The following is a 14,656-nucleotide window of genomic DNA, read 5'->3' as shown; positions in this document are numbered from 1 at the left end:
GTAAAAAAGTAAACCGTGAATATTCCGAGCAAGAAACCCAATAACTTGTTTTTGTTTTCGTTCTTCATCGATTACATTTTTCTACGTTTATTTGTTAGGTTATACTTAACATCCTAACATCTAAGTTCTAAAGGAACAGAATGAAATTTAAATTCATCTTTATTGGAAAAATTCCGAGTAAGGCAAACTACAAGAAAATTTCTCATAGGAGAGTTCGGGGTGAGTTAAAACCCTTCATAATTAACAATCCAGAAGTCATTGCAGCCCAGCAGGAAGCTATATATCAGTTTCATATTCAAAAGATTCGTTATGGGCTGGATAAGTTTCCGATAGAGAATCCTGTTAAGGTTTCCATTACCTTTCTTTTTAGTAAAAGAGTAAAACAGAGAGATATAGATAACGCAGAAAAATTTGTAGGCGATATCCTTGAAAAAGCCGAAATTCTAAAGAGAGATTCTTTGATTTACCTTAAGGAAAAGGTGGAAAAACGACTCGGTATAAAAGGATTTGATGAAATAGTAATAATTGACATAGAGGAACTTCCGAAAGAAATTGTTAGAAACTATGAAAACGAGGTAGAAGACTTACCACCTGAATTTTTCTATCTTTTAGAAAAACTTAAGATGGAGCTGCCAAATGAAAGTAGAGTTAGATATAAAGGTTCCGATTGAGAGTTCTTTGGAAGAAGAGCTTAAAAAACTTGGGGTAGATATCCCTTACGAGATAGTCAGGAAATCATTAGACGCGAGGAAGAAACCTATCTACTTTTATAGAGTTGTGGTAGATCTTGAAGAAGATATTGACAAGAAGTTAATAGGGGAAGGAAAAGCAAGAGAACACAAAGAGATTGAAGAAATACCGATTCCTAAGATTATCCATAAGAAGAAAGTTTTAGTTGTTGGAACAGGGCCAGCAGGGCTTTTTGCCTCTTTAGTCCTTGCTAAAAGTGGTTTTGATGTTGTTATTGTCGAAAGAGGAAAACCGATAGAAGAGAGAGAAAAGGATGTAGCAAGATTCTGGCAAAAGAGAAAACTTGACGAAAATTCTAACGTTCAGTTTGGAGAAGGTGGTGCTGGAACGTTTTCAGACGGGAAACTTACAACCCGTGTTAAGGACAAGAAGAAACATTTCATCTATAAAGTCTTAGTTGAGTGTGGAGCTCCAAAAGAAATCCTTTACGAAAGCAAACCTCACGTTGGAACAGATAAACTAAAAGAAGTAATTCCAAACTTTCGACGGAAACTTCAAGACTTAGGAGTAGAGTTTAGATTCTCAACAAAACTCGAAGGCTTGAAAGTAAGAGATGGAAAAGTAGAAGAAGTTCATCTTCTTAATCTTGAAACTAATGTAAAAACAGTAGAAAAGTTTGATTATGTCTTTTTAGCCATTGGAAACAGTGCAAGGGATACTTTCTCTATGCTAAAAAGGGAAAGAGTTTATTTAGAGGCTAAACCTTTTGCAGTGGGTCTAAGAGTAATTCATAGACAAAAAACAATAAACAGGGTCCAATACGGTAGGAAATACTTTAAACATGAAAAACTTCCTCCTGCCGATTATTCTTTTACTTACAAAGGAAGGGAGAGAAACGTATTTTCCTTCTGTATGTGTCCTGGGGGCTTTGTAATATGTGCTTCATCTGAAAAAAATAGCGTAGTCTGTAATGGTATGAGTAATTATAAAAGAGACAGTGGTTATGCTAACAGTGCGATAGTTGTTCAAGTTTTTCCAGAGGATTTTGAGAACGATCCTTTTAAAGCTATTGAGTTTCAAAGGAATTTAGAAAGAGCTGCTTTTGTAATGGGAGGAAGTAACTACGGAATGCCGGCCCAAAGGGTATGGGACTTTATAAATGGAGAAAGTTCTTCGAAGCTCATAGAAGGTGGATACATTCCTGAACTAAAGAGTGCAAGACTTGATAGACTTCTTCCTCCCCCTATAAGAAACCATATAAAGGAAGCATTCCTTTATTGGAGTAAGAGAATGCCATTCTTCGTTCCAGAAAACGCAACCTTTGTAGGAGTAGAAACGAGGACATCGTCTCCGGTAAGAATAGTTAGAAAGGAAGATTTTTCTTCCGTCTCTGCTGACAATCTTTTCCCAATAGGAGAAGGTGCAGGATACGCTGGAGGGATAACTTCATCAGCAATTGATGGTATTAATGCAGCTCTTTCCTTAATAGAAAGATTAAACGGGAAAACATCATGAAGCTAAATGAGTTTGAACTAATAAAAACTTTAACAGAAAAGCTAGTGAAAACCTCTAAGGATTTAGTGGTTGGAATAGGAGATGATGCAGCAGTTGTAAAAAGGGATTCTTTTTATGAAATAATTTCTTCAGATGCTCTTGTGGAAGACGTTCATTATAAAAGGGAATGGAAAGATCAAGTTCCCAATCTTTACTATTACCTTGGTAGGAAACTCTTAACAATTTCAGTAAGTGATATAGCTTCTATGGGAGGAGTTCCTGAATTTTCTGTAATTAATCTTGGAGTTTCTCTAGAATCTTGTGAAGAGGATCTAGTAGAACTTTATGAAGGACTATCGCAAGCTTGTAAAGACTATGGAGTTACCATTATAGGTGGAGATACGGTCTCTTCAGCCACAGAGTTTTTTGACTCAACAGTTTTTGGAAAGGCAAATGGATATCTTCTAAGAAGTAACGCCAAGCCCGGAGACTTAGTTGCAGTTTCTGGAACACTTGGAGATAGCAAAGCAGGATTGGAAATTCTTTTAAAAAGGGAGGAATTGGATCATTACCTTGTAGAGAGATTTTTAAACCCACAGGCAAGGGTGGAAGAAGGCAAGGAAGCTTTAAGTCTTGGAATAGAATGTGCGACAGACGTAAGTGATAGTTTTGTTTTCAATCTCTACACTATAGCTGAAAGTTCTGGTGTTGGGATAAAAGTTTTTGAAAAAGAGATTCCTATTTCTGAGTCTCTCGTCAAGTATGCGAAAGAAAAAGCACTTCACTTTGCACTCTACGGTGGAGAGGATTACGAGATTGTGATTACCTTTAAAGAAAAACTTTTAGATAAAATAGAGAAGATTGGTTTTAAGGTCGTTGGAGAAGTAGTAAATGAAAAAGGCGTATTCTTAGACGAGAGAAGGTTAGAGAAAAAGGGGTTCCTGCACTTTTAAGGAGGTTCTCTTGATAAAAGTTGTTTTAGAACTTAGTCCAGAGGATTTTTACACGATAGTAGGATACAGGGAAGAAAATCTCAAAAAACTTGGAGAGATTCTTAATCTCAAGCTTGGTTCTCGTGGAAACGAAATAATGATAAGTGGAAAAGGAGAAGATGAAGAAAAGGCTAAGAAGTTTTTCAAAGACTTGGAAGACTTAATAAAATCGGGACATAAGATAACAAAGGCTGACATTGATATGTACATGACTCAGTTAAAAACCGGAAAGAGTGAAATAAAAGAAAGCGCTGAAGAAATAGTTACAACTTACAGAGGAAAGAAAATCGTTGCTAAAACTTTAACTCAGAAAAGGTATATAAAGGCTATAAGAGAAAATGATATTGTTTTTGGAGTTGGACCTGCCGGTACTGGAAAAACCTATTTAGCAGTTGCAGCTGCAGTTTCTTACTTTAAAAAAGGAAAGATAAATAGACTGATTCTTACAAGACCAGCAGTAGAGGCTGGAGAAAAATTAGGATTTTTACCGGGAACACTCCAAGAAAAGATAGATCCTTATTTAAAGCCCCTTTATGATGCTCTTTTTGAGATGATAGAGCCAGAAAAGGTTAATTCTTTCTTAGAGAGAAACATCTTTGAAATAGCTCCACTGGCTTATATGAGAGGTAGAACTTTAAACGATGCTTTTATAATTCTTGATGAAGCACAAAATACAACTAGAGAACAAATGAAGATGTTTTTAACAAGACTTGGGTTTGGCTCCAAAGTAGTCATTACTGGGGATATTACTCAGATTGACTTACCGTCAAAGAAAAGATCAGGTCTCGTCGAAGCTCTTAAAATTTTAAGAGGTATAAAAGGTATAGAAGTTGTTGAATTTTCAAGAGATGATGTTGTTAGACATAGACTAGTTCAGGAGATAATCAAAGCTTATGAGGAACATGAAAGCAGACAAAACGGTTAACTGGTACCTTTACGGTTTAGCATTTTTGTGTGCGGTTTTTATTACTTTTGTAATGCTTCCTGTTGGATTTGTAAATATACCTAAACTGAAACCTGGGGATGTTAGTCCTGTTGACATTCGTTCTCCTATAAGTGTTAAAACGATAAACAAAGAGGCAACTGAAAGAGCAAAGGAAGAAGCAAAGAAGAGAGTTAGTCCCGTTTTTGTTTATAATCCTGAAGCTGAGAAAAGAATAAAAGAAATATTGCAAACTATTACAAATTTATCTATTTCTGAAAAAAGAAAGATTAAAAATCTAATATCTTCTTACTATAAACACGGGGTCATCTCCTTCATTCCGAAAAGCTCTGGAAAGATAGTAATCATTACCCCCAAAGGAATGGAAGAAAGAGAGATAAATAGCTTTCTTACAACTCAACAATTAGAAAAAAAACTTAAAAAGGATATTTCGCAAATTGTTAGAAGTCCCCAAAAGCAAGAAGAAATTCTAAAAAAGCTTTTACCATTCCTAAATCCTAATTACGTTTACAGCAAAGAAGAAACCGCAAAACTAAAGGAAGAAATCGAAAAAAAGGTCAAACCTGTCTATATAACTCTGAAAAAAGGAGAAGTTATTGTAAGAAAAGGAGATATAGTTACCAGCTTGGACGCTGAAAAAATAGAAATAATTAGAAAAGAAAGCAGTAGATGGAAGGACTGGAATAAGTATTTTTCAATTTTTTTAGTTTCTGCAGTTACATTCTATGTAATGATAAAACTTTACAGAATAATAAGTCCAACAGCTTCTGAAGACATCAGGAATATTATCTTCTCCTTCAGTGTTGTTGTTTTGGATATATTCTTAATGCGTATATTTACTTTTTTCGCAAAGTTGTTATTTGAAACGCTAAATATTCCAATAGAAGAAAATCTTATATATGTTCCGATAATTACTTCAACAATTTTTGCATCTATGTTTATCACTAAAAAAGTGGCTACCCTTCACATTCTACCTATTTCTATTATTCCTTCTTTCCTGTTCTCAAAACCTGAAATCTACATAATCCCTGTAATGATAGGAACTGTTTTTTCTTGTTTTGACTCTAGAAAGTACAGAAGTAGGGAAATCATTTACAAAAGTGCCTTTTTTGCAGGATTAGCAATAGCTATCTTACAGGCTGTTATGTTTGTTTATTACAAAGGATTTATCTTTAACGCTCAAATCATCATTCAATTTGCCCTTTCTATGCTCGGGGCTCTTGTAACGGCTATCGTTGTTAACGGACTAAGTCCTTTATTTATAAACATCTTTAAGTTTACAACAGATATGGTTTACATGGAACTTATAAACCTTAACCATCCTCTGCTTAGGAAACTTATATTGAGAGCGCCAGGAACTTACAGCCATTCCGTAATGGTAGCTACCTTAGCTGAAGCTGCAGCTGAAACCATTGGAGCAAATGCCCTCCTTGCTAAAGCCGGAGGACTTTTCCACGATATTGGAAAGCTCAAGAATCCGGCCGCTTTCATTGAAAACCAATTGAACGGTATAAATATTCACGATAACCTTCCACCAGAAAAGAGTGCTGAAATTTTGCGTTCCCACGTTGAGTGTGGAGAAGAACTTGGAAGGAAGTATGGTTTACCTGAAAAAATTATTGACATAATAAAACAGCACCATGGAACAAAATTTATGAAATACTTTTACCATAAAGCTAAAGAACTTGAAGGGAAAGAAACTGAAGAAAAGAAGTTTAGATATCCTGGTCCAAAACCTCAGTTTAAAGAATCAGGAATTGTAATGCTTGCAGATACAGTAGAAGCTGCAGTTAGGTCTATGAAAGACAAGAACATTGATCTAGATACCTTTATCCATAAACTCATAATGGATATGGTAGAGGACGGTCAATTAAACCAAAGCGGTTTATCTTTAAAAGATATCTCTCTGATAGAAAAGGTTTTCAAAAAAGTTCTCTCTGGAGTTTACCATAACCGTATAGAGTATCCCGATGATAAGGACAGTAAAGGGAATAATAAGGGGAATTAACTACGCCATTTCAGGCTTACATTTTGCCCTCAGGAAAGATAGACATTTTAGGATTAACTTTACTTTGAGTATTGTGGGTACTTTCTCCTCTTTGGTATTTCTTTCCGGTTGTATCGCTTTAGTAGTTGCATTGGCTAACTACTTGGTTTTAGTCGTTGAACTTTTAAACACAGCAATAGAAAGAGCAGTTGATACTGCTACACAAGAATTTCATCCTTTAGCAAAAGCGTCTAAGGATGTGGCTTCTGCTGCTGTTCTCTCAATGGGTATTTTTGCTTTTGCCCTTGATGTTGTATTTCTACTACCAGCTATAATGGAGAGATTTTGATGGAAGAACTTGGGAAAATACTTATATACCTAGGAATTATTTTGATAGTTGTCGGTCTTATAGTAACCTGGCTATCAAAGTTTGGAAACTCTTTACCCTTCGGAAAACTTCCAGGAGATATTTACATAAAGAAGGACAACTTTGTCTTCTTCTTCCCCTTAGGAACCAGTATTCTCATTAGCCTTATTTTAACGTTACTCTTCTTTTTGTTTTCTTTACCGAGGAAGTAATGCTAATAGTTTTCTTTCTAGTTTTACTATTTCCTCTTGTTTCCTACTCTCAGGTAGTTGAAAGGATAGAAATTTTCGGTCTTAAGTGGACAAAAGAGGAGTTTGTAAGGGAAGAACTCCTAATTAAGGAAGGTGAATCTTTTTCCAAAAAGAAACTGAGAAAGTCTATAAAAAACTTGCTTAATACTCACCTTTTCTTAAAAGTTGTTCCGACTGTTGAGAAAGGAAAAAAAGGAGTAATAGTAAAACTTAAACTAAAGGAGAAGTTTCCCATAGTTCCCGTTCCAAAGGTAAGAGTAAAAACAGACGGTTCCTACCGGCTTGGATCAGAAATTAGGTATTACAACTTTTTAGGAATGGGACATAGGCTATCAGTTGGCTATATGCGATGGTTTAAGAACGACCATCAGGAAAGAAATTTTTACATTGGAACAATCTTTTACAGAATTATAAAGAAAAGAACCAATATAAGTACAGGAATTGGATACCTTGAAAGCTTTAACCACGAATTTACAAAAGATGGAAAGAACTTAGGATACTACGATATAGAAGCCATAAAAACTTACCTTTACTTCACAAGGTTTCTAGATAGAGAGAAAGTCAAAAGGATAACCACTGGTATCCGTCCAGAGTTTACTTTCTTTAGTGATTATATAGGCAACCTAAGACAGTACTACCTCGTTTTTATCTACACTATAGATAAGAGAACAGATATGGTTTACTACACAAAAGGTAGCCTATTTAACTTCTACATAGATCTCGCAGAACCTCTGTCATCAACGGTTTATACTGGAAGCGTAAAGGTTTCTTTCCAAAACTCTATTAAGAAACGAAAAGTTGATACTTTCAATTATGTTTTTAGAGTCGGTACCAAATTTGGATATTCTGGAAGAATCTTTTTGATAAGTTCAGAAATTCCTGGCTATATTTCAGATTTAACCATTGGTAAAAGGTTTATTTATACTTCCGTATCTTATAGAATGGCTGTGATAGACAAAAAGGTATTCTTTAAACCAATAGTTGTTTTAGGAGATGCTTTTGACGAAAAACCGGATAACTTTCTCTTAAGTCCGGGCTTTGAAATAGAAATTTCTTGGGAAAAGTTAGTAGATGGTATCATTAGGTTTAGAATTTATAAAGGTATCGGCTATGGAAGTGATTTACAGACCAATTTAAAGGTTGGATTTAGGTGGTGAGATGAGAGTTGCTACTGTTCAGTTTAATCCAAAGCTTGGAGATATCGATAAGAACATAGAAAAAACTTTACTTTTTGTAAAAGACGCTATAAAAGATAAAGTTAACTTGTGTCTCTTCCCTGAACTATCTCTTACAGGCTATAACCTTCAAGATTTAACTTTTGAAGTAGCTTTAAAAAAGAACGATGAAAGGTTGATTCCTCTTTTAGAAGCAAGCAGAAAAGTAGGAATTATCATTGGTTTAATGGAAGAGGATGAAAACAACCTCTTTTACAACTCTGCCTTTTACTTTAAGGACGGAAAACTTCTTCACGTTCACAGAAAAGTCTACCTTCCAACATACGGAATGTTTGATGAAGGAAGGTTTGTTGCAGCAGGTGAGGATGTAAAAACTTTTAAAACGGAAGCTGGAAAAGGGGTAACCCTCATTTGTGAAGATCTTTGGCACTTTTCAAACCTTTATTTAGCTTTCTTACAAGGAACAAAATTGATTTTTTCTTTATCTGCAAGTCCGGGGAGGGGATATAAAGAAGAAAACATGTTTGGAAATGCCGAAGTTTGGATGAATCTTGGGGAGTTCTACTCAAGGATGATGGGATCATACTTTTTCTACTCCAATAGAGTTGGTGTTGAGGATGGTTTTGTATTCTCTGGAAGATCTTTTGTGGTAGATCCCCGTGGAGAAATTATTGCTGTAGCTTCAAACTTTGAAGAGGAAGTTTTAATAGTTGACGTTGATGAAACTCTTATAAGGTCTTCTCGGATAAACTTACCTCTTTTAAGGGACGAGAAACCTTATGTAGTTTTAAAGAACCTGAGGAGAATCTTGGATGAAAGAGAAGCTGATTGATTATTTAAAAATCAAAGACAAAAACTTCATAAAAGAAGTTTTAGTTCAGTTTATAAAAGAGGAATTCCACAAAGCCGGCTTTAAGAAAGCTGTTATCGGAATTTCCGGAGGAGTAGACTCTGCTTTAGCGGCATTTTTGGGAGTTTTAGCCCTTGGCAAGGAAAACGTGATAGGAATTTCCATGCCTTATAGGACAAGTTCTAAGGCTTCCATAGAAGATGCAAGACTCGTTGCTGAAGTTTTAGGAATTGAGTTTTACGAGATAGACATCACTCCTCAGATTGATGCTTATTATCGAAACTTTAAAGATGCCGATCGTCTTCGTCGTGGCAACAAAATGGCAAGGGAGAGAATGTCAATTCTTTACGATTTTGCCCAGTGGAAAAAAGCTTTAGTCCTTGGAACGAGTAATAAGAGCGAACTTCTAATTGGATATTCAACAAGGTGGGGAGACGGTGCCCATGATATAAATCCTTTAGGAGACCTCTATAAAACCCAAGTTTTGGAAATGGCAAGTTTCTTAGGGATTCCTGAAAGGATAGTAAAGAAGAAACCTTCTGCTGATCTTTGGCAAGGACAGACCGATGAAGGAGAAATAGGTCTTTCTTACCACTTACTTGACCAAATCTTAGTTGGATATGTTGAGTTTAGGTTAAAAGAAGAAGAACTGGTAAAACTTGGCTTTGAGAGAAAAACAGTTAAAAAGGTTCTAACTTTGGTAAAAAGGTCTCAATACAAGCGAAAACTTCCTATAATCTGTAAAATTTCTCATCGCACAGTTGACAAGGGCTTCCTCTACCTTAGAGATTGGGGGCTTTAGATGATTTTGGACTTTAAAGAGCTTGGAATTTTTGGAGCTAAAGAGCTTAAAAAAAGAGGAGCTGATTTTGGAGATCTTTTCTTTGAAAAGAAGCTATCTTTTAGCGCAAAATGTGAGGACAATAAGATCGAGAACGTCTCCTGTGGAACAGAAATAGGAGTTGGTATAAGGTTTGTAAAGAATAATAGGACTTACTATGGTTTCACCAATAAACTAACTAAAGAATCTATAAAACAAGTGATAGATAGCTTAGCTTCTGCTGCTTCTTTTGAGGAAGAAATAGTTCTTGACTTTAATACTAAAGATGTAAGGTATGAAAACCTTGTTTTTGGAATGGATTTTGACGTTTCAACAGAGGCAAAAATTGAGTTGTTGCTACGAGCAAACGATAGAGCGAGGAGCTTTGGAGACAGAATAAAGCAGGTTTCTGTCCTTCTTAGGGATTCGGTTCAAGAAATAACAATAGTGAACACAAACGGGGACATAGTCGAGGATGTAAGGCCGAGAGTTGTTTTTTATACTCTCGTCGTGGCTTCAGACGGAAGAGTTCTTCAGACAGGTTATGAGCCGGTTGGACACCTTGGAGATTACTCTTTGTTTGATGAGTTTTCTCCGGAATTTGTGGCAGAAAAGGCAGCAGAAAGAGCTTTAAAGATGCTTAAAGCAAAGCCTGCACCTGCCGGAAAGTTTACCGTCGTGATTTCTTCAAAAGCTGGTGGAACAATGATCCACGAAGCTGTAGGACACGGTCTTGAAGCAGATCTTGCAAATCAGGGACTTTCCGTTTACTCAGGAAAAATAGGAGAACAAGTTGCCTCTCCTTTAATTACAGTGATAGATGATGGCAATATGCCTGGCAAATACGGTTCTTCTGGATACGATGATGAAGGTGTTCCAACAAAGAAGAATGTCTTGATAGAAAATGGAGTTTTAAAAGGTTTTATGTACGATTTAACTGAAGCTATGAGAACAGGTGAGTTCTCTACAGGAAATGGAAGAAGACAGTCCTACATGCACGTCCCTATACCAAGGATGACGAATACTTACATTGCACCGGGAGACGTGGACCCTGAGGAAATAATAAAGGACACAAAGAAAGGAATACTTGTTGTCAAAATGGGAGGAGGACAGGTTAACACAGTTAACGGAGATTTTGTCTTCGAAGTTTCAGAAGGGTATTTAATAGAAAATGGAGAAGTAACGGAACCAATAAGAGGAGTTTCACTTATTGGGAATGGCCCTAAAGTTCTGAAAGAAATAGACGCAGTAGGAAACGACCTCGGATTTGCTATTGGAACTTGCGGTAAAGATGGACAAGGAGTTCCAGTATCAGACGGAATGCCTACGATAAGAATTCCTGAGATAACAGTGGGAGGAGTTAAATGAAGCTTCTTGCGGTTAAAAATATAGAAATAGAAGGCTTAGGAAGTTTTAAAGAAGCCTTTGAAAAAAGAGGAGTAGAGACTTTTGAGATAAATGCATTCAAGGGAGAGACCGCTAACCATGAGGACTTCGACATACTTGTAATCCTTGGCGGACCTATGGGAGTTTACGAGGAGGAGGAGTATCCTTTCCTAAAGTATGAAAAGAAATTAATAAAAAATTTTTTTGAAAGTGGAAAGAAAATTTTGGGAGTTTGTCTTGGAGCTCAACTAATTGCAAGTGCTTTTGGAGCTAAGGTCTACAAAGGTAAGTTTGGTAAAGAAATAGGATGGGATTTTATATACCCTCAAGAACACTTTGAGCTCCTTTTTAAAAACGAAATTGAAGTTTTCCATTGGCATGGTGATACTTTTGATCTTCCAGAAGGTGCTATTAGATTAGCTTCTTCTGTAAAGTATAAAAACCAGGCTTTTAGAATAGGAAATAAAGTTGTGGCTTTACAGTTTCACTTAGAAGTAGTGAAAGAAGACATCGAGAAGTGGATAGAAAGTTACAGGGAAGAACTTAGGGAGGAAGGTATTTCTCCTGATGAAATTCTAGCTAATGATGAAAAATGGAACAAATTAAAAGTATATTCTGATTTATTTATAGAGTATTTCTTAAAACTTTGATCTTCTTTCTCCTTTTCCACACTCTTTTGTTTCCTCGTGGTATGATTAAAACTGTAAGGCTATGGAATTCATTTGTTAATAAGATTTATTCAATGCTTGACTTTATAATTAATTCTAATAAATTAATTTTTAGCCAGAAATAGATGGAGAGAGGGTTAAGATGGTAAAGAAACTGCTTCTAGGAATGACTGTTTTACTCTTCCTCAGTTCCTGTGAACAGAAAGAAAATGCGGAAGTTATCCCTGTAGAAGTAAAGACAGTTTACGGTGTAAAAGTTGCGAAAGTTAAAAGTTTAAAAATTGAGAAAATGGATACTTTCTCTGGAACTGTCATCCCAAACGATCAAGTTATGATATCTCCCAAAGTCGTTGGATACCTGAAAGAAGTAAGAGTTAAACCGGGAGACAGAGTAAAAAGAGGACAGATTTTGGCTGTTATTGAAAGTTCTGATATAAGGCCTGATGTTGAAAAAGCAAAAGCAGGCCTAAGAGAAATAGATGCAGCACTTAAAGAAATAGAAAAAGCCATGGATGAAGTTAACGCTTTAAAATCTGCTGCCGAAGCAAACTTTGAACTTGCAAGGAAAACCTTTGAAAGATTTAAAGAACTTTTCGATGCCAACGCAACGTCTGCTCAGCAGTTTGACGAAGTAAAAGCAAAATTGGAAGAGGCTAAAGCTCACTTAGAAGCTATTAAAGCTAAGGAAGCTCAACTTGTAGAGAGAAAGAATGCCCTCCTTGCAAAAAAAGAACAGATCAAAGCAGATCTTTTAAAGGCTAAAGCGTACTTAGGCTACACTTATCTTAGGTCTCCTGTAAACGGAATTGTCCTTCAGAAACTAGTGGACAAAGGGAACCTTGTCTCTCCTCAAACCCCCGTTTTTGCTGTGGGATCTTATCCTTTAAAGGTTCGTGCTTACATCGATAGTTCTTACTTCGGTAAAGTAAGAGTAGGAGATGTTTTAAAAGTTAGAATAGGTAATAAAAGGTTCCGTGGAAAAGTTTCTGAAGTAGATAAGAGTGCAGATCCTGTTTCTCATAAGTTTGGCATAAAAATTGATATAGGAAAGGCTAACGTTATACCGGGAAGTTACGTAACTGTTGAAGTTCCTATAAAAAGGGAAACAGCTTTGACAATCCCTGTTTCTGCTCTTTATAGAGTTGGTTCTCTTGAATATGTCTTCGTTATCAAAAATGGAAAAGCGGAGCTAAGGCTTATAAAAACAGGAAGAAGGATTGGAGATAAACTCATTGTTCTTTCTGGTTTAAAAGAAGGAGAAAAGATTGCTGTTTCTAATGTAGAAAACTTACGTGATGGAGCAAGAATAGAGGGGTAAAAAATGAGAAAACCAGACTTAGGAATAGCTGGAAATATAGCTAGAAGGTTTATTACGTCCAAACTAACACCTTTATTTCTTTTAGCTTCCATCCTGATAGGGATTGCCTCTATTGCCCTTACTCCAAAGGAAGAAGAACCTCAAATAGTTGTTCCTATGGTTGATGTTTTCATTCCTTATCCAGGAGCGTCTTCTAAAGAAGTAGAAAGAAAAGTATCAACAGAGTTTGAGAAACTTATTTGGGAGATAGAAGGGATAGATTACGTTTACTCGGTATCCAAGCCTGGAATGTCCCTTATCATTGCTAGATTTAAAGTTAGCGAAGATATGGAAGATTCTCTCGTTAGGCTTTACAACAAGTTAATGTCCAACTTGGACAAGCTTCCTCCCGGGGCTATGCAACCCCTTGTGAAGCCGATGGACATCAATGATGTTCCTATCGTTTCTCTAACTTTGTGGAGTGAAAAGAAAACTCCTTACGAGTTAAGACAAATAGCAAAAGAGCTCTGTAATCAACTTAAACAAATAGAAAACGTTTCAAAAACTTGGATTATTGGTGGAGATACAAGAAAGTATAAGATACTAATTGATAAAGATAAGTTAAAGAATTACCATCTTTCACTCTTGCAGGTTGTTCAAGCCATAAAATCCGCTAACCAAAAACTTTCAGCAGGAAAGATAACAGAAAATAACAAAGAATTTTCCGTTGAAGCTGGAGAGTTTATAAAAACAATTGATGACCTTAAAAACTTGGTTATTGCTGTATATAACGGAAAACCCGTTTATCTAAAAGATGTTGCAAAAATCGTAGATGCTCCTATTGACCCTGAGAACTATGTATTTATTGGCTTTGGTCCTAACGCTGAAAAGAAAGGAGTAGACAAAGGGTTTCTTAAAGAAAACGGAAATCAATTTCCGGCTGTAACCATTGCAGTTGCTAAAAAGAGAGGAACAAACGCCGTAACCGTTGCAGAAGAAATTATTAAGAAGGTAGAAGAAATCAAACCTAAAATGATCCCTGCCGACGTCCACATCACCATTACAAGAGATTATGGAAAGACAGCTCAAGAAAAGTTTAACGAACTTATGTTCCACCTTGCGGTTGCTATCTTCTCAGTTGTAATCTTTATAGGTCTAACCCTTGGTGTAAAGGAAGCTTTAGTTGTAACTATTGCAATTCCAGCAACTCTTGCTTTGACGTTGTTCGTAGATCTAATTACTGGTTATACTCTCAACAGAGTTACTCTGTTTGCTTTAATTTTCACCTTAGGACTTTTAGTTGACGATGCGATTGTTGTTGTTGAAAACATTCACAGACACCTTAAGTTAAGGCATATGCCTCCTCTCCAAGCTGCAGTCTATGCTGTTGCTGAAGTTGGGAACCCAACAATACTGGCTACTTTCACTGTGATTGCAGCTCTTGTGCCAATGGCTTTTGTAAGTGGTCTCATGGGACCTTACATGAGACCTATACCTGTTAACGCTTCAATCGCAATGTTCTTCTCTTTAGTTGTTGCATTCGTAATTTCCCCATGGGCTGCTTACTATCTTCTAAGAAAGGAAACCGAGGGCAAAGAAGAAGAAAAATTTGAGCTTGAAAAGACCAAGATTTATAAGATTTTCTATATTTATGAATTGGCTCGCCCATCAAATTATTAAAATTTAATATTTTTCCTAAATAAGTCAATATCTCTTCGTTAATCACTTGAGACATG

Annotated in this window: 14 protein-coding genes; all 14 read left to right on the top strand. The window is 36.1% G+C overall.

Annotated elements, in window-relative coordinates; translation table 11 throughout:
• Positions 1-140 precede the first annotated feature (140 nt).
• Positions 141-671, top strand: a complete 531-nt coding sequence (locus ABGX27_09390) for a RusA family crossover junction endodeoxyribonuclease (protein ID MEO2069703.1) — start codon at positions 141-143, stop codon at positions 669-671.
• Entirely contained in the window at positions 637-2,205 is a 1,569-nt protein-coding gene (locus tag ABGX27_09385; GenBank protein MEO2069702.1) for an FAD-dependent protein, read from the top strand. Before ABGX27_09390 ends, ABGX27_09385 begins: the two co-directional genes overlap by 35 nt.
• Positions 2,202-3,137, top strand: a complete 936-nt coding sequence (gene thiL / locus ABGX27_09380; GenBank protein MEO2069701.1) for a thiamine-phosphate kinase — start codon at positions 2,202-2,204, stop codon at positions 3,135-3,137. The genes ABGX27_09385 and thiL overlap by 4 nt, the downstream gene beginning before the upstream one ends.
• A 10-nt stretch (positions 3,138-3,147) precedes the next feature.
• Complete coding sequence (locus ABGX27_09375; GenBank protein MEO2069700.1) at positions 3,148-4,101, top strand: PhoH family protein; 954 nt, start codon at positions 3,148-3,150, stop codon at positions 4,099-4,101.
• Positions 4,070-6,127 (top strand): HDIG domain-containing metalloprotein, encoded by a 2,058-nt coding sequence (locus tag ABGX27_09370; protein MEO2069699.1) that lies wholly within the window; start codon positions 4,070-4,072, stop codon positions 6,125-6,127. The genes ABGX27_09375 and ABGX27_09370 overlap by 32 nt, the downstream gene beginning before the upstream one ends.
• Positions 6,090-6,455, top strand: a complete 366-nt coding sequence (locus tag ABGX27_09365) for a diacylglycerol kinase family protein (protein MEO2069698.1) — start codon at positions 6,090-6,092, stop codon at positions 6,453-6,455. The genes ABGX27_09370 and ABGX27_09365 overlap by 38 nt, the downstream gene beginning before the upstream one ends.
• Complete coding sequence (locus tag ABGX27_09360) at positions 6,455-6,685, top strand: DUF2905 domain-containing protein (GenBank protein ID MEO2069697.1); 231 nt, start codon at positions 6,455-6,457, stop codon at positions 6,683-6,685. The genes ABGX27_09365 and ABGX27_09360 overlap by 1 nt, the downstream gene beginning before the upstream one ends.
• A complete protein-coding gene (locus ABGX27_09355) occupies positions 6,685-7,881 on the top strand; it encodes a POTRA domain-containing protein (GenBank protein MEO2069696.1) in 1,197 nt (398 codons plus the stop codon). The genes ABGX27_09360 and ABGX27_09355 overlap by 1 nt, the downstream gene beginning before the upstream one ends.
• Before the next feature lies 1 nt (position 7,882).
• Positions 7,883-8,731 carry a nitrilase-related carbon-nitrogen hydrolase gene (locus tag ABGX27_09350; protein MEO2069695.1) on the top strand — a complete coding sequence of 283 codons (849 nt, stop codon included), beginning with the start codon at positions 7,883-7,885 and terminating at the stop codon, positions 8,729-8,731.
• The gene (locus ABGX27_09345) at positions 8,712-9,551 is read left to right on the top strand and encodes an NAD+ synthase (GenBank protein MEO2069694.1); all 840 of its coding nucleotides are present in this window, start codon (positions 8,712-8,714) and stop codon (positions 9,549-9,551) included. The genes ABGX27_09350 and ABGX27_09345 overlap by 20 nt, the downstream gene beginning before the upstream one ends.
• On the top strand, positions 9,552-10,937 hold the full coding sequence (locus ABGX27_09340) for a TldD/PmbA family protein (protein MEO2069693.1): 1,386 nt from the start codon (positions 9,552-9,554) through the stop codon (positions 10,935-10,937).
• The gene (locus ABGX27_09335) at positions 10,934-11,605 is read left to right on the top strand and encodes a GMP synthase (GenBank protein MEO2069692.1); all 672 of its coding nucleotides are present in this window, start codon (positions 10,934-10,936) and stop codon (positions 11,603-11,605) included. The genes ABGX27_09340 and ABGX27_09335 overlap by 4 nt, the downstream gene beginning before the upstream one ends.
• 160 nt (positions 11,606-11,765) lie before the next feature.
• Complete coding sequence (locus ABGX27_09330) at positions 11,766-12,941, top strand: efflux RND transporter periplasmic adaptor subunit (protein ID MEO2069691.1); 1,176 nt, start codon at positions 11,766-11,768, stop codon at positions 12,939-12,941.
• Between the two features lie 3 nt (positions 12,942-12,944).
• Complete coding sequence (locus tag ABGX27_09325) at positions 12,945-14,600, top strand: efflux RND transporter permease subunit (protein MEO2069690.1); 1,656 nt, start codon at positions 12,945-12,947, stop codon at positions 14,598-14,600.
• Positions 14,601-14,656 lie beyond the last annotated feature (56 nt).

The organism is Desulfurobacteriaceae bacterium, from assembly GCA_039832905.1.
In the GTDB taxonomy this organism is placed as follows: domain Bacteria; phylum Aquificota; class Aquificia; order Desulfurobacteriales; family Desulfurobacteriaceae; genus Desulfurobacterium.
This window is presented reverse-complemented; position numbering and strand designations above follow the sequence as displayed.

Excerpts from the sequence above, each read along its gene's own strand:
- ABGX27_09330 (MEO2069691.1), top strand. The coding sequence starts at position 11,766 with ATGGTAAAGAAACTGCTTCTAGGAATGACTGTTTTACTCTTCCTCAGT.
- ABGX27_09370 (MEO2069699.1), top strand. The coding sequence starts at position 4,070 with ATGAGGAACATGAAAGCAGACAAAACGGTTAACTGGTACCTTTACGGT.
- ABGX27_09365 (MEO2069698.1), top strand. The coding sequence starts at position 6,090 with ATGATAAGGACAGTAAAGGGAATAATAAGGGGAATTAACTACGCCATT.
- ABGX27_09390 (MEO2069703.1), top strand. The coding sequence starts at position 141 with ATGAAATTTAAATTCATCTTTATTGGAAAAATTCCGAGTAAGGCAAAC.
- ABGX27_09345 (MEO2069694.1), top strand. The coding sequence starts at position 8,712 with ATGAAAGAGAAGCTGATTGATTATTTAAAAATCAAAGACAAAAACTTC.
- ABGX27_09355 (MEO2069696.1), top strand. The coding sequence starts at position 6,685 with ATGCTAATAGTTTTCTTTCTAGTTTTACTATTTCCTCTTGTTTCCTAC.
- thiL (MEO2069701.1), top strand. The coding sequence starts at position 2,202 with ATGAAGCTAAATGAGTTTGAACTAATAAAAACTTTAACAGAAAAGCTA.
- ABGX27_09360 (MEO2069697.1), top strand. The coding sequence starts at position 6,455 with ATGGAAGAACTTGGGAAAATACTTATATACCTAGGAATTATTTTGATA.
- ABGX27_09335 (MEO2069692.1), top strand. The coding sequence starts at position 10,934 with ATGAAGCTTCTTGCGGTTAAAAATATAGAAATAGAAGGCTTAGGAAGT.
- ABGX27_09385 (MEO2069702.1), top strand. The coding sequence starts at position 637 with ATGAAAGTAGAGTTAGATATAAAGGTTCCGATTGAGAGTTCTTTGGAA.
- ABGX27_09325 (MEO2069690.1), top strand. The coding sequence starts at position 12,945 with ATGAGAAAACCAGACTTAGGAATAGCTGGAAATATAGCTAGAAGGTTT.
- ABGX27_09350 (MEO2069695.1), top strand. The coding sequence starts at position 7,883 with ATGAGAGTTGCTACTGTTCAGTTTAATCCAAAGCTTGGAGATATCGAT.
- ABGX27_09340 (MEO2069693.1), top strand. The coding sequence starts at position 9,552 with ATGATTTTGGACTTTAAAGAGCTTGGAATTTTTGGAGCTAAAGAGCTT.